This is a genomic window from Cyclobacteriaceae bacterium (assembly GCA_030584025.1).
Taxonomy (GTDB): Bacteria; Bacteroidota; Bacteroidia; order Cytophagales; family Cyclobacteriaceae; genus UBA2336.
The window spans coordinates 135,586-149,029 of the sequence record CP129487.1; the positions used below are offsets into that span (position 1 = coordinate 135,586).

General features: G+C 44.8%; 16 protein-coding genes. 6 read left to right on the forward strand and 10 right to left on the reverse strand.

Annotated features, from left to right (window positions below):
• Window positions 1-78 precede the first annotated feature (78 nt).
• From hpt to QY309_00675, 3 genes are read right to left on the reverse strand one after another with little or no spacing between them, the layout of a single operon-like run.
• On the reverse strand, window positions 79-606 hold the full coding sequence (hpt, locus tag QY309_00665) for a hypoxanthine phosphoribosyltransferase (protein ID WKZ60000.1): 528 nt from the start codon (window positions 604-606) through the stop codon (window positions 79-81).
• Window positions 607-656: 50 nt separating this feature from the next.
• The gene (locus QY309_00670) at window positions 657-2,015 is read right to left on the reverse strand and encodes a Gfo/Idh/MocA family oxidoreductase (protein ID WKZ60001.1); all 1,359 of its coding nucleotides are present in this window, start codon (window positions 2,013-2,015) and stop codon (window positions 657-659) included.
• Between the two features lie 2 nt (window positions 2,016-2,017).
• On the reverse strand, window positions 2,018-2,974 hold the full coding sequence (locus tag QY309_00675; protein WKZ60002.1) for a M20/M25/M40 family metallo-hydrolase: 957 nt from the start codon (window positions 2,972-2,974) through the stop codon (window positions 2,018-2,020).
• Between the two features lie 242 nt (window positions 2,975-3,216).
• Between QY309_00675 and upp the strand changes: the two genes are divergently transcribed.
• Window positions 3,217-3,861, forward strand: a complete 645-nt coding sequence (gene upp, locus QY309_00680) for a uracil phosphoribosyltransferase (protein WKZ60003.1) — start codon at window positions 3,217-3,219, stop codon at window positions 3,859-3,861.
• Between the two features lie 27 nt (window positions 3,862-3,888).
• On the forward strand, window positions 3,889-4,350 hold the full coding sequence (locus QY309_00685; GenBank protein WKZ60004.1) for a hypothetical protein: 462 nt from the start codon (window positions 3,889-3,891) through the stop codon (window positions 4,348-4,350).
• 48 nt (window positions 4,351-4,398) lie between these two features.
• Here QY309_00685 and QY309_00690 read toward each other — a convergent pair whose 3' ends face one another.
• A complete protein-coding gene (locus tag QY309_00690) occupies window positions 4,399-5,169 on the reverse strand; it encodes a prohibitin family protein (protein WKZ60005.1) in 771 nt (256 codons plus the stop codon).
• A 98-nt stretch (window positions 5,170-5,267) separates the two neighbouring features.
• A complete protein-coding gene (locus QY309_00695; protein ID WKZ60006.1) occupies window positions 5,268-6,485 on the reverse strand; it encodes an ABC transporter permease in 1,218 nt (405 codons plus the stop codon).
• Window positions 6,486-6,713: 228 nt separating this feature from the next.
• Here QY309_00695 and QY309_00700 point away from each other — a divergent pair, with 228 nt between their 5' ends.
• Together QY309_00700 and QY309_00705 are read left to right on the forward strand one after the other, a co-directional pair.
• Window positions 6,714-6,884 carry a hypothetical protein gene (locus QY309_00700; GenBank protein WKZ60007.1) on the forward strand — a complete coding sequence of 57 codons (171 nt, stop codon included), beginning with the start codon at window positions 6,714-6,716 and terminating at the stop codon, window positions 6,882-6,884.
• Window positions 6,866-7,162, forward strand: a complete 297-nt coding sequence (locus QY309_00705) for a hypothetical protein (GenBank protein ID WKZ60008.1) — start codon at window positions 6,866-6,868, stop codon at window positions 7,160-7,162. Before QY309_00700 ends, QY309_00705 begins: the two co-directional genes overlap by 19 nt.
• Here QY309_00705 and QY309_00710 read toward each other — a convergent pair whose 3' ends face one another.
• The 5 genes from QY309_00710 to QY309_00730 all read right to left on the reverse strand — a co-directional run bounded on the left by QY309_00710 (window position 7,163) and on the right by QY309_00730 (window position 11,453).
• Window positions 7,163-7,969 carry an ABC transporter permease gene (locus tag QY309_00710; GenBank protein ID WKZ60009.1) on the reverse strand — a complete coding sequence of 269 codons (807 nt, stop codon included), beginning with the start codon at window positions 7,967-7,969 and terminating at the stop codon, window positions 7,163-7,165. It abuts the gene before it with no gap.
• A gap of 171 nt (window positions 7,970-8,140) precedes the next feature.
• Complete coding sequence (locus QY309_00715; GenBank protein ID WKZ60010.1) at window positions 8,141-8,770, reverse strand: hypothetical protein; 630 nt, start codon at window positions 8,768-8,770, stop codon at window positions 8,141-8,143.
• Window positions 8,771-9,120: 350 nt separating this feature from the next.
• Window positions 9,121-10,026, reverse strand: coding sequence for an L-serine ammonia-lyase, iron-sulfur-dependent, subunit alpha (gene sdaAA / locus QY309_00720; protein WKZ60011.1), 906 nt, complete (start codon window positions 10,024-10,026; stop codon window positions 9,121-9,123).
• 48 nt (window positions 10,027-10,074) lie between these two features.
• Window positions 10,075-10,584 (reverse strand): hypothetical protein, encoded by a 510-nt coding sequence (locus QY309_00725; GenBank protein WKZ60012.1) that lies wholly within the window; start codon window positions 10,582-10,584, stop codon window positions 10,075-10,077.
• 53 nt (window positions 10,585-10,637) lie between these two features.
• Window positions 10,638-11,453 (reverse strand): sulfite exporter TauE/SafE family protein, encoded by an 816-nt coding sequence (locus tag QY309_00730; protein ID WKZ60013.1) that lies wholly within the window; start codon window positions 11,451-11,453, stop codon window positions 10,638-10,640.
• A 44-nt stretch (window positions 11,454-11,497) separates the two neighbouring features.
• Here QY309_00730 and QY309_00735 point away from each other — a divergent pair, with 44 nt between their 5' ends.
• Entirely contained in the window at window positions 11,498-11,926 is a 429-nt protein-coding gene (locus QY309_00735; GenBank protein WKZ60014.1) for a hypothetical protein, read from the forward strand.
• 92 nt (window positions 11,927-12,018) lie between these two features.
• A complete protein-coding gene (locus QY309_00740) occupies window positions 12,019-13,392 on the forward strand; it encodes a M20/M25/M40 family metallo-hydrolase (protein WKZ60015.1) in 1,374 nt (457 codons plus the stop codon).
• The last annotated feature ends 52 nt before the right edge of the window (window positions 13,393-13,444 follow it).

Here is a 13,444-nt window from a genome sequence, read left to right on the forward strand (position 1 = left end):
ATCGTAATTGTAAAGCGTGCAAGATAGTGATGAATTGGCAATTAAACCGGATAATCAGTGCCGGTGAGTCTGACCCCGCTATACGGATTGTTTATAAATATCGCGCAAGTTGCGGCCAAGCCCTTCATAATCGAGGCCGTAGCCGAGCACAAACTCATCGTCAATATCAAAGCCAACATATTTGGGCTGAATCGCGTGTTCACGAGCAGGTGCCTTTCGGATAAGCGTTGCAATTTCAACGGAGCGCGTACCTAAACTTCGGAGTTCTTCCACTACTTTACTTAACGTAAGGCCTGTATCCATGATGTCTTCAACAATGATGATATCCTGGTTGAAGATGCTTTCATTCAAGCCGATTAATGTTTTCAACTGACCGGTGCTGGCGGTACCCTGGTAGGAAGAATGTTTTACAAACGAAACCCGACAGGGCAAGTCAACATGCCGGATTAAATCGGCAGCGAAAATGAATGAACCGTTGAGAATGGGTAAAAACAAAGGTGTTTTGTCGTGGTAGTCTTCACGAAGTTGTTGCGCCACTTCCTTTACTTTCGCATCAATTTTTTCAGCGGAAATAAACTTTTTAAAGGTCAGATCCTTGATCTTCATAGGGGCGCAAAAATAGAAGAAATTTGCGGATTCTGTTTTTTCAATTTTTATCAGTAAGCGTCATCGATTGCAAACGTATTTTTTCGAAACATCCATTGACCTTTGGTGAAATCGGGGAAGGCTACAGTTTCGCCACCCATTCGTATGGAGGTTTCTGATAAAGGTGTAATGGCGCTCCACGTTACGGCATCATATACATCCATCGGTGGTGGTGTTTTGCGTTTGATGGACTCAATAAATGCATTCAACACAAACCAGTCCATGCCGCCATGGCCGGCACCGGCTGCATCGTTCGCATATTTTTTCCACAGCGGATGATCATATTGATCGAGCCACGGTTGCGCTTCTTCCCACCGGTGTGGCTGTTTGCTCTTGCCTTCAATGTAAATGGATTTATTCAAATCCATCCACAGGCCATTCGTGCCCTGAACACGAAAGCCTAATGAATAAGGTCGTGGCAAATTGGTATCGTGCTGCAACAAAATGGTTTCATCGTTCGCACACTTGATCATGGTGGTGACTACATCGCCCAACTTGAAATTCACTTTTGCATTCGGATGATCTTCGCCAGCGGTTTTTACGATGTAATCATGTAGTCCGCGTGCCTTTGATGAATACGAAACCAATTCGGTAAACCGGTTGCCGCGATTGATGTTGAGCATCATGGCAATGGGACCGATGCCGTGCGTAGGATACAAGTCACCATCGCGGTGAATAGAATGTTCCGTTCGCCATTGTGCTTCCGAAAATCCTTTCTCACCAAACTCCACGCCACCACCATAGGGTTTTACGCCATCGTTGAATTTCACTTCGCGCAAATCATGTTGATAGCCGCCTTGCAGGTGAATCAACTCGCCAAAAATATTTTGTCGCACCATGTTCATCACCGCCATCACATCGCGCCTGTAGCAAACGTTTTCCAGCATCATCAAAGGCATACCGGTTCGTTCGGATGTTTGCACCAGTTCCCAACATTCTTCGACTGTACTGCCAGTAATTACTTCACATCCTACAATTTTTTTAGCGTTCATGGCATCGAGGCATTGTATGGTGTGCCATTCCCACGGTGTGGAGATAATGACCGCATCAATGTTTTTGTTCTCCAACAATTTTCTGTACCCGTATGGTCCTTCCAGAATTACCTGTGGTTTCGGCTTTCCTGCTTTTTGCACCAGGCTCAGGCTCATGTCCATCATGCGTTGTTGTATGTCGCATAGGGCCACTACGTCCACATCGTTTCTGCGTAATGCGAGATCAAGGTGATTTTGTCCGCGTAAGCCAACACCAATAAATCCAAGCCTTACTTTTTGTGTTTTATCTTGGGCAAACAATGAAGAGGAAGGAAGGATGGAAAATGCTGCACCAGCCAGGGCTGTGGTTTGAAGGAATTTTCTGCGATTGGTTTTCATGGCTATAAGTCTTTCATCAACTTCTCATACAAGGCAATCATACTTTTAATGTCATGTTTATGCACGCGCTCATGCGGAGTGTGCGGATTTTGTTGAGGCGCACCTACAAAACACCAGTCGAATGGATAGGGTGACGTTTGTAATTCGCGTCCATCGCTGGAGCCCATGCCTTCCACTTCCAGTTGGTGCTCAAGTTTATGTTTCTGGGCGATGTCAATAATCCGATTCACAAATTTTTTTCGCGGAATGTTCCGGTCGCGCATGGAAATAGCCACACCTTTACCAGGCTCTACACCATCCGAAACCCAGGTGATGTCGGCAATGAGTGCCTGGCGTACACCCCATTGCTCGTGCATGTATTTGGCGAGATACGGAACGGAGCCTCCGCCATGTTCTTCCCAACAACTAAAGGCGATAACACCATCTTTTAATGTCTCTGCAATTTTTAGTGCTACATAAATGCCAAGTCTATTATCTAAATAGGCAGTTTGAATGTATTGCTTTGTTTCGCGGAAATCGATTTTATAGGTGAGCGAAGTGCCGCGATCGATGGAACGCCCGAAACGATAAAAGGCATGATTTTCTTTATCGTATTCAAGCTCACACTCAATCGGTCCTTTGCTGTCGTGGCCAACCAGTTTGGTGCCCATGTCGGCTTCGGGGCTTCCAATGGGTAAGAGTTGATTGAAATACCGCACCGTAAACCCAATGCTGTCCATGTGGGCGAAAATGGCTGTGCGGGGTTTACCAAATTTCAATAACAAACAATCCTGAAATTCATCTTCACCGTGAATAATTACCGGTTGCGTTTTCCATGATTTTTTTGCTTTGCTGATGTACTTCAATAAAAAGTCTTTTAATGCGAACTCTTCACCCGATGGGGCGTGCACTTCGCACAGTTGCTTGAGCAGCCGGTATTCGCTTCCGGCAGTAGTTTCTGTTTTTTTATTCCGCGGCATAGTATTCGGTATGCAACTTACGATTTTGAGTGACAAAATATTTGCTCCAGGGCCGCATGGCCCCGTGTGCTTGGTCAACGCTGATTTCTATCCGCGCATCCCACTGCCAGGCCAAAGATAGAAATAGGCGTAGCCCAAGCACACTGAAAATATTTGAAGTAGAAAATTAAGTTTGATGTTTACTGCTTAGATTTCCTATTCTGTTAAAGTAGAAGTAAATTTTGATATAAAAGCACAGCGCCATGACATTCATTTTAAATCAGGTTAATTCCGTTGCCAATGGCATGTTAAAAGAATTGCGAGATAAAAGCCTTCAACAGGATCGCGCCCGATTCAGGCAAAACGTAGAGAAGCTGGGTTCCATACTGGCCTATGAAATTTCAAAGCAATTGCCTTATGTTGCTGAGCGCATTGAAACGCCTTTGGGTATTTCAACTATTCCGGTTTTGTCGGAGCAACCGGTGTTGGTTACGGTGTTGCGTGCAGGCCTGCCGTTCTTTCAGGGTTTTCAATATTTTTTTGATAAAGCCGATAGCGGATTTATCGGGGCGTACCGGAAAGAAAACGGAGAAGACATTGCCATTAACCTGGAGTACCTGGCAGCGCCCGATCTCACCGGTAAGCACTTAATTATGATTGATCCCATGTTGGCTACGGGAAAATCGTTTGTGAAATCAATCGAAGCCTTGTTATCGCATGGCAAGCCCGCGCATGTGCATATTGCCGCGTTAGTAGCTGCACCGGAAGGGATTGCTTTTTTAAAGGAGAAACTTCAGTTGCCTTATTCTGTATATACTTGCGCCCTCGATGAAAAGTTGAATGCCCAATCGTACATTGTGCCCGGGTTGGGCGATGCAGGAGATTTGTGTTTTGGTGAAAAATTATAATTCCATGTCAACGGGGGTAAACGTTTTATGATTGAAGAACTGCTGAAGGCGTTGCCGATTTATTTTTCATGCTTGTTGAAATTTGCCGTTGGCCCGATTGCAGGGTACGGGGTAGGGCTGCACATCATGACCACCATTTTTACTACCGTGCTGGGTATGATGACCAGCGTGGTGGCGTTTACCTATTTTGGCGATTGGCTGCGCACTAAACTATTGAGTCGCTGGATGCGCAACCGAAAAAAATTTACGCCCGGAAACCGCAGGGCCATTCGCATTTGGCAACGGTTTGGTTTGGCTGGCGTTGCGGTGCTTACACCTTTGTTGTTTACACCCATTGGCGGCACCATCATTGCCGTGAGTTTCGGGGCACCGAAAGAAAAAATACTGTTTTACATGTTTATCAGCGCCTCGTTTTTTGCCGTGTTGTTTTCGGTGGCCGTGTACAGTTTTGGTGAAGCCGTTATACCTGATTTTGTCCGTCCGGAATAAAAAAGAATGCCGACTGTTTAGGCCGGCATCCGCAAACTTTCTATTTAATTACTCTTTCGGTTGTATCAGGTAAGGCGTTTTGCCATCAGTAATGATAATTTTTGTGTTGGGCGAATTGGCCAACTCCCGAAACGCTTCAATGCTGCGTAACTCAATAATCTCCTTGCTTAAGCCTTGCGAAAGAATTTGTTGTGCATCGCGTGTTCCTTCAGCTTCAATTTTTCTACGCTCAGCTTCCCTGCGTTCACGGTCCAGCACAAACTCCATGCGCTGCGATTCCTGTTCGGCTTCCAGTTTGCGTTCTATCGCGCGCGAAAGTTCCGTGGGCAGCTCAATGCTCTTCATCAACACCTGTTCAATTATAAAGCCACGACCCGCCAATACTTCTTCCATTCGTTTTTTAATCTGCGTTTCAATTACCGAGCGCTGACCAGAGTGCATATCCTTGGCCATGAAATTGGCTGATACATCCGCAGCGGCAGAACGAAACACCGGAAGGATGGCGGTGTTTTCATAATCCAATCCGATCTCTGTAAAAATTTGCGGCACTTTATCTTTCTGTACACTATACAGAATGGAAATTTCTGAATTGATGGTGAGGCCCTCTTTGCTGGGCAAACGCAATCGCACTTCCAGGTTTTCTGTTTGCACGCTGGTTTTCAGCATGCGTGCAAAAAACGGATTAACCGAGTACATGCCCGGCCCCAGACTTTGGGTTTCGAGTTTGCCGAACTTTCGTTTAACACCCACTTCACCTTGCCTGATGACGGCACATGAACCTAGCATGACCATCAAGGTTACATACAGTATAAGTCGCATACGAATAGATTTAAAATAGATCTATGTTGTATACGCAAGCCTGTTGTGCGTGTTGGAATAATCAGATTAGAATATGATTAGAATTTATTAAGATGAATTTACTCATGCCGTATCGCCTCCACCGGATTTAACCGCGAAGCGCGTATGGCCGGGTAGGTGCCAAAGACGATGCCCACTAAAATGGAAAGCACCGTAATTACCAAAAACGTATTCCAGGTGTATGCGGCCTGAAAGGGTACTTCGGTAATCGCTTTAATGATGGGAATGATGACCATGGTGCCGAGCACGCCCAACACCAACCCTAAAAAACTGCCAAATGCCGAAACGGTAATCGACTCAGAAAGAAATAACAACATGATGTCGCGCCTGTTTGCGCCTGTGGCTTTGCGAATGCCAATTTCGGCTGTGCGTTCGGTTACGGAAATGAGCAGCACATTCATTACGCCAATACCGCCCACCAAAACGGAAATTCCCACAATTAATCCCATGATTACCCGGAAAAGCAAAAAGCCTTTGGTGGCTTGTTCAATGCGAAACTCGTTGGTGATGATGCGGAAGTTTTCTTTGGCATCCTTGTCGTGTTTTTCCAGCCAGGTGTTGATGTCGGTTTTCAGTGCAGGAATTTCTTCCGTCTTTTCAGCTTCCAGAATAATTTCCGGTGGTGCGCCTTGCAGTTCGGTTTGGCTCAGCGTGGTTATTGGAAAATAAATTTTGGGTGTGTTTACCACATCTTCCTGAAGTATGCCTGTTATAATGTGCGGTTTGTTGTTAACGGTGATGATAGTTTCTAATGCAGTGGTTTCATTCAACTCAGCAGCTTTTAAAAAAGCATGATTCACCACGGCATAATTTCTTTTTTCATTTAAATCTTCTTCTGTAAAGGTTGAACCTGTTGAGACCACACAGGTGGGTTCAAGCGTTGCGCTGGTGGCCAGTAAGAGCGCCCCGATTTTTTTACCCGATATAAGTTCAGCTTCACCGGAAGATGTGGAACGTATATGAGGTTTAGCCGGCTTGCTCAGGTTTTCAGTAAGTTGCTTGAAACGTGCATAGTCAATTACGCTGATGCTGTCTTTGCGGATGCGCACTTCGTTTACCCGCTTGTAGGCTTCCGTTTGAATGATGATGGCGTTAAGCGAGGTAGTTTGCGAAATCTGGTCGCGGGCAAATTCCTCCATGCCGTCAATAAGCGAAAGGATGGAAACCAACGCGGCTACGCCAATGACTATACCCAAAACGGAGAGAAAGGTATGCAGTACGTTCGACCGGATATTGGCAAAGGCCAGGGCGAAGGAGTTGAACAGCTTGCGAAACATGGATGCTTATTTTAACCCAAGACTTTTAAGTCTTTAGTTTGTTACACGAAAGTAAGCAATTGAATTTTGTTGCGTAGGAGTACTTCACCAATAAGGTTTGTTATGAAAATGCTTTGTTGTGAAAATAGAAATCAAAGGCTTAAATTCTGCAGCACACTCTGTTGTATACTCAGAAGGAGTTGAACGTTTTCTTTCCATTCGTTACATTTGAAGTATAATTCGGGAAATATGAACACGCTGGTTATTGACAAGAAAAAATATGTACTGGTAGCACAACGCGAGTACGAAAAACTTTTAGAAAAAGCCGCATCAAAAAAGCAGACAGCCCGAAAATTGAGCCTTGCTGAAGGCAAAAAGCTGGCTTACAAGCTTATTGACAAATGGCACACAGAAAAGTAAGCATCCTTGACAAAGCCGCTGAGGAGGTTGCCTATGTTGCTTATTTTATAGAATCGAAAGGGCTTCCTGCAACCGCTAAAAAATTTGTAAATGAAGCTTTCTCATTTTTCCAAAAGCTTGGAAACAGCAGGATGAAGCATAGACCTTGTAGCTTCACGGCATGGCGCGAGGAGGGTTACCGATGTGCGAATTTCAGAAAAAAGTATGTGGTGGCGTATTTGGATACAGAGAAGGAGATAATCATCTGTGACTTTGCTCTTCAAAAACTTCTTACCTAATTACCTCGCCTTAGTGGAGCCAGCTTGCAGCGGACAGAATCTTCTCCAACAAGATGTAGTGTTGTAGATGCTTTGTTGGTGAAGAACACCAACAAAGGCTGAAAGTGCAGGAATTTCTTCCGTCTTTTCAGCTTCCAGGATAATTTCCGGTGGTGCGCCTTGCAGTTCGGTTTGGCTCAGCGTGGTTATTGGAAAATAAATTTTGGGTGTGTTTACCACATCTTCCTGGAGTATGCCTGTTATAATGTGCGGTTTGTTGTTAACGGTGATGATAGTTTCTAATGCAGTGGTTTCATTCAACTCAGCAGCTTTTAAAAAAGCATGATTCACCACGGCATAATTTCTTTTTTCATTTAAGTCTTCTTCTGTAAAGGTCGAACCTGTTGAGACCACACAGGTGGGTTCAAGCGTTGTACTGGTGGCCAGCATCAACGCCCCGATTTTTTTACCTGATGCGAGCTCTGCTTCACCGGAAGTCGTAGAGCGAATAAAGGGTTTAGCCGCCTTACTTAAATTTTCGGTGAGTTGTTTGAAACGTTCGTAGTCAATCACACGGATGCTGTCTTTGCGAATGCGCACTTCATTTACCCGCTTGTAGGCTTCCGTTTGGATGATGATGGCGTTGAGGGAAGTGGTTTGTGAAATCTGGTCGCGGGCAAATTCTTCCATGCCGTCAATCAGTGAAAGGATGGAAACCAGCGCAGCCACGCCAATGACAATACCCAATACGGAGAGAAAGGTATGCAGTACGTTCGACCGGATGTTGGCAAAGGCGAGTGAGAAGGAGTTGAACAGTTTCCGAAACATGGAGTAAACTTTTAACCCAAGACTTTTAAGTCTTTGGTTTGTTACACGAAAGTGACAAAATGATTACTCTCGGTCGCCCTCTGTGATTGTTTGAAAGAATTACGTTTAGTGCAGAGTCCCTGTCACCTTGCAATCTTAATCTCACGGGAGTCCTGCGGAGAATGAGTGATTTTAATCAACCCTCCTCGTATACACCAAGTCAAATCTTTGGAGATACAAATTCTGAGCATCCATTTCGACATCATTCATGAAATTTGTGGGAAAATCCTGGATTAAAATCTCTAAATCAGGAATCCCAAGCCTGATTAATTTGTCCTCATGTGTCTCTTTGATAAAGCGATTGCTCAAAGATGTATAGTATATACGGCCGTAGCCCGGTATTCTTAGTTGATTGTTATCAAGTAACCCTTTCAAAAAGGGATGGTCAGTATCTGAATCATTTAAATAGAAATACAGCGTATCATTTTTTTGTAAAATCCTACCCTTTCTTATATCGCCATCTTTGTAAAATAAGGTCATCGTCTTATTCCAGTAAATCTCAGCTTTTTCATACGGAAGTTTAAAGTCATCGGAAAAAATGAACTGATTCTGCGAATACCTGTAGGACAAAGAATCAAATCTGTTGCCAAGGGTATCGTAACATTCAATATTCCCGGAGAAAGAATAGTCCTGAAAATAAAAGCTCTCTTTTAGATATTCATCTTCATTTTCGCAAGATGCAATGAAAAGAATTGAGAGTATTGCCAGCAGATACCTGCCTGTAAAGATATTGTTGAAGAGATTGTAAGTTTTGATTTTCATTACCATTGAAATTAGTAGCCGGTTGCTGAATTGTTTATCATGATTTTTTCTTTACAGAGTCTCCGTTTCGGGACTCTTCGATTGTTATAAAATTGCGTTGAGGAGATGGAAATTCATTTTACGTTGTTAACTCTCCTTGTCTTATAAAGTACAATCGCGACAATCGAAGTTAAAAACGCCAATGCCATTAGCACCCCAAAAATTAAATATTGCCTATTAGAATATTTTTCACTGGAAAGAAGATCCGTGGTTGACATTATCCTTAAAAACAGCAATACCGTTAGTCCACAAACGAAAAGAACTTGCTTTTTTGTAGGTATAATCCAGGAATTCATGCGAGTTGGGTTTAACTATTTCACCTCCTCATCCGGCAACATCTCAATATCGTGAATCAATACTTTTTTTGCAATGGCTTGTCCGGTTTTGGTGGCGGCCAAGCCACCTAACGCTGTTTCTTTGTAGCGTGTTTCCATGCTGGCACCAATCTCGCCCATGGCTTCAATTACTTCATCAACGGGTATCACGCTGCTTACGTTGGCTAACCCTATTTGTGCAGAGCTAAAAGCAATGGCTGCCGCACTGGCGTTGCGCACAATGCAGGGTACTTCAACCAGTCCGGCTACGGGGTCACACACCAACCCAAGCATGCACTGAACGGTAATGGCCACCGCGTTAAAAATCTGGTCGGTGTTGCCACCCAAACAAAACACAATGGCGGCAGCGCCCATGGCGGCAGCCGTACCGGTTTCGGCCTGGCAACCGCCTACAGCACCTGCAATGCTGGCTTTCTGTTCCATGATCAGCGCCACACCGGCAGCAAGCAACATGGCTTCGAGAATTTTTTTATCGTCAACGTGGTGAATTTCCTGTAGCGTGTATAGTACGCCAGGCATAATGCCGCTGGCGCCCGCTGTTGGTGCAGCCACCACGCGCCCCATGCACGAGTTTACTTCTTTCGCGGCCAACGCGCGCGAAATCAGATTTTGAAATTCTCTGGATAGAACCGTTTGTGGATGGTTGTATACTTTCTTCGCTCCATTGTTCACCATGCCCGAGCGCGAGGTCATGTCTTCAGTAAGTCCGGTAACTACGGCTTCCTTCATCACCGTCCATGCTTTTTCCAGGCCATCCCAAATTTGTTGTTCGGTGCGATTCTTTTGAGACTGCTCATACTCCAATACTACCTGTACCAGCGACAGGTTGTTATCGGTTGCGTATTTTTTCCAGTTGGCGAATGAATCGAAAAAGAAGGCCATAGTATCGGGTTTAAGCCGTTAACCATTTCAAATGTACGAAAGAAAAAATCAGTCGCAGGTGCTTTCGGTAATCTCCATTCCTGTGGAGGTCCAGCAGTCGTTAAACACGGAACAATAGCATATTTCGTATTCGAAATTTCTTTTCATAAGCTCCGCCCGAATACGGTCGGCAATAGCTTTATCCCCAATTTCAAATACCCTCATCTGTTCACCTGCAGCAATTACCCGACCTTGAATGGTGCTGTAACCATACTCTCGGAAAGTAGAGTCGGTCAGCATGTTGAACATTTCGGAAAGACTCTGTAATTCTTGACCATCCAACCTGATCGTTACCTTCTTCACCAACGCGGGCCCTATTCCCTTGTTCGATACTTCTATGTAAAGGCCGTGATCTCCCCAGGAAGGCAGCCATTCTACATACGGCCACACCGCTACTTGTTGTTGCGTTTGCATAATGCGCGCCTGGTAGATGTATACAAACAAGGTGGCGGTGCTCACAAAGATGGCTGCAAAGGCAACGGCCACTTCAGTTTTTATCGTAGGGAATCGGAATTTCATAGGTTGGGAAGTGCATTAGACTTCTTACAAACATATTTGAAAAGGTAGAATTTTCAATTCTCCAACCACACCAGTTCGGCAATTTTTTGAATGGCCACCAGGCTGATGATGACCAGGAATAAAATGGTTACGGCACGTGAAGAAATTTTATGACTGGAAAGTACGCCTAATGGTGAGCCAATGAGTACACCTATGGAAAGGGGAAGGATCATGGGCAATACAATCAAGCCTTTGCTATGCGGAATGGTGTTGACCGGTTCCAGAAATAAATTGTTGATGGATAGCCACAAGGCAATAGCGAAAATGGTTCCGAAGGAAATGGACTTGGCTTTTAGGATATCTACTCGTTGCCAGAGATTTAATAGTGGAATGATCAATGTGCCGCCACCCAAGCCGGTAAGGGCTGCAGCAGCACCGGCAGTGCCCCCGGTAACCAATAATTTTACGGTAGTAACGTGTTCATCTTTCGGGTTTGATAGCCTGAGTTTTTTAAACGTTTGAAAGATGATGATGAACATAAAGAGCACCACTACGGCATTGAAAAAATCTTTAGAGTAGAGTTCACTCTTGGCCACCAGTTCAAAAACAATGAATGAGATAATCACCGCACTGAGGGAAGTCCAGAGCAATTCTTTCGGATAAAATGCGCGTTGCCGGATGGTGGTGGCCATGTTGGCGAAAGATGACACCATGGTGGCAAAGATGGAGTTGGCGATGGTTACGCTTACGGCATAACTTTCGGGTACCCCGTAGTGTGTGAGCACCAACGGAATAATGCTGAGCATGATAAAGCCTGTACCAATTCCGGTTAGTCCCGCAATGAAGCCGCCAATCAATCCGGCTATGCCCAGAAGTAAATTTTCTATCATCGAACGAGAGAAAGCGAGTATATTTCCAAAGTTAAAACCATCAGATGTATAAACTTACTTTTCTTTTCCTTTTCTGCACATCACTTGTTTTTGCCCAGGAACCCGATGTGTGGCAGGTACTTGCAGAAGTGGGGTATGAAAGCAAACCTAGTCGGGAGACGGGCTTTGAAATTGAATCACCAAAATTCAGCAAGCGGTTGTGGAGTTATAACGGCAAGGTAGTTCGCGTAAAGGGTTATTTGATACCCATGGCTGAACTTGGTGGACGAAATGAATACATGCTGTCATCGCTTCCGTTCAACCAGTGTTATTTCTGCGGAGGTGCCGGGCCTGAAACCGTGGTTGAAGTGCAAACCAAACAGAATATAAAATTTGTTACACGGCAGATTGTGATGGAGGGGATTTTGTTTTTGAATGAATCCGATCCGGATCATCATATGTATATAATTAAAGATGCGAAATTGATCGAATGATGTGTTGATTCGGTTATTCGTTGATGAGTTAATTTGAAGATTTGAAAATGGGTTAATTTGAAAATGGATTGATTTGAAATTTTGAAGATTTTATGAGATACTTTTTGCTTGGTGTTTTAATGTTCGCTTTTCTGGTGTCAGGAGCTCAGTCGACTGATGAGCAATTCATTCGCAAAATTTATGATGAGGCGCTGGCAAAGGGGCAGTCGTATGAAATGCTGGAGCACCTGTGCACGAAGATTGGTCCACGCCTGAGTGGTTCACCGGGTGCAGCGGCTGCGGTTGAGTGGAGCAGGCAGGTGATGCAGGCGTATGGCTTTGATTCGGTGTGGTTGCAACCGGTTATGGTGCCGCATTGGGTGCGCGGCAAAAAGGAAATCGGTCGCATTGTTAATTCAAAGAAGTTAGGATCGGAAGCGGTGAACATTTGCGCGTTGGGTGGTTCGGTAGGAACCGGTGCAAGTGGTGTACTGGCCAACGTGGTTGAAGTGAAAACGTGGGACGAACTGAAGCTATTGGGAGAAAAAGGTGTGAAAGGAAAGATCGTTTTTTTTAATCGCCCCATGGATCCGAAACTGATACCGATGTTCAGTTCGTATGGCGGGGCGGTTGATCAGCGTGCCAACGGAGCTTCAGAAGCAGCCAAACTTGGTGCAATTGGTGTAATCGTTCGTTCGATGGGCGTGAACCTGGAAGATTACCCACACACCGGTTCATTACGTTATGCGTTAAATGTTCCGAAAATTCCGGCAGTAGCCATTGCTACTCGTCATGCCGTGGTGCTGAGTGAATTATTAAAAGATGATAAAGACCTGAAGTTTTATTTTGAGACGCATTGCGAAACTTTACCCGATGCGCCTTCTTTTAATGTGATCGGTGAGCTGAAGGGAACAGAACGACCGGAGGAGATTGTTGTAGTTGGTGGACACCTGGATAGTTGGGATCTCGGACAAGGCGCGCATGATGATGGCGCGGGTTGTGTGCAGTCGATTGAAGTGCTACGCATTTTCAAAGCCATAGGCTACAAACCCAAACGCACCATTCGTGCAGTTATGTTTATGAATGAAGAAAACGGATTGCGTGGTGGAGTGGAGTATGCCAATCAGGCCAAACTTAAAAATGAAAAACACATCGCAGCCATCGAATCCGATCGGGGAGGTTTTACGCCTCGCGGATTTACCGTGCCCACACAACCAAAGGCAAAAGCAAAAGTGCAAAGTTGGAAACCACTGTTAGAACCTTACGGTCTTTCTGATTTCAGTCAGGAAGGTGGTGGTGCCGATATCAGTCCGTTGGCGTCACAAGGTGTTCCGCTTATGGGTTACTTACCGGATTCGCAACGGTATTTTAATTTCCATCACACCGCTGAAGATACCTTTGACAAGGTAGATAAACGTGAACTGGAGTTAGGCGCTGCGGCCATGGCGGCAATAATTTATCTCATTGACCGTTATGGACTTGATTGAGTAGTTGTTTGCGTGTACCTTGAAAAAGGTTACCAGAAACAGCCTACAATTA

Coding starts and splice junctions, on each gene's coding strand:
- QY309_00730 (WKZ60013.1), bottom strand. CDS start 11,453: ATGATAGAAAATTTACTTCTGGGCATAGCCGGATTGATTGGCGGCTTC.
- QY309_00740 (WKZ60015.1), top strand. CDS start 12,019: ATGAGATACTTTTTGCTTGGTGTTTTAATGTTCGCTTTTCTGGTGTCA.
- QY309_00690 (WKZ60005.1), bottom strand. CDS start 5,169: ATGCGACTTATACTGTATGTAACCTTGATGGTCATGCTAGGTTCATGT.
- upp (WKZ60003.1), top strand. CDS start 3,217: ATGACATTCATTTTAAATCAGGTTAATTCCGTTGCCAATGGCATGTTA.
- QY309_00695 (WKZ60006.1), bottom strand. CDS start 6,485: ATGTTTCGCAAGCTGTTCAACTCCTTCGCCCTGGCCTTTGCCAATATC.
- QY309_00715 (WKZ60010.1), bottom strand. CDS start 8,770: ATGAAAATCAAAACTTACAATCTCTTCAACAATATCTTTACAGGCAGG.
- QY309_00725 (WKZ60012.1), bottom strand. CDS start 10,584: ATGAAATTCCGATTCCCTACGATAAAAACTGAAGTGGCCGTTGCCTTT.
- QY309_00705 (WKZ60008.1), top strand. CDS start 6,866: ATGGCACACAGAAAAGTAAGCATCCTTGACAAAGCCGCTGAGGAGGTT.
- QY309_00735 (WKZ60014.1), top strand. CDS start 11,498: ATGTATAAACTTACTTTTCTTTTCCTTTTCTGCACATCACTTGTTTTT.
- QY309_00685 (WKZ60004.1), top strand. CDS start 3,889: ATGATTGAAGAACTGCTGAAGGCGTTGCCGATTTATTTTTCATGCTTG.
- QY309_00670 (WKZ60001.1), bottom strand. CDS start 2,015: ATGAAAACCAATCGCAGAAAATTCCTTCAAACCACAGCCCTGGCTGGT.
- hpt (WKZ60000.1), bottom strand. CDS start 606: ATGAAGATCAAGGATCTGACCTTTAAAAAGTTTATTTCCGCTGAAAAA.
- QY309_00675 (WKZ60002.1), bottom strand. CDS start 2,974: ATGCCGCGGAATAAAAAAACAGAAACTACTGCCGGAAGCGAATACCGG.
- QY309_00710 (WKZ60009.1), bottom strand. CDS start 7,969: ATGTTTCGGAAACTGTTCAACTCCTTCTCACTCGCCTTTGCCAACATC.
- sdaAA (WKZ60011.1), bottom strand. CDS start 10,026: ATGGCCTTCTTTTTCGATTCATTCGCCAACTGGAAAAAATACGCAACC.
- QY309_00700 (WKZ60007.1), top strand. CDS start 6,714: ATGAACACGCTGGTTATTGACAAGAAAAAATATGTACTGGTAGCACAA.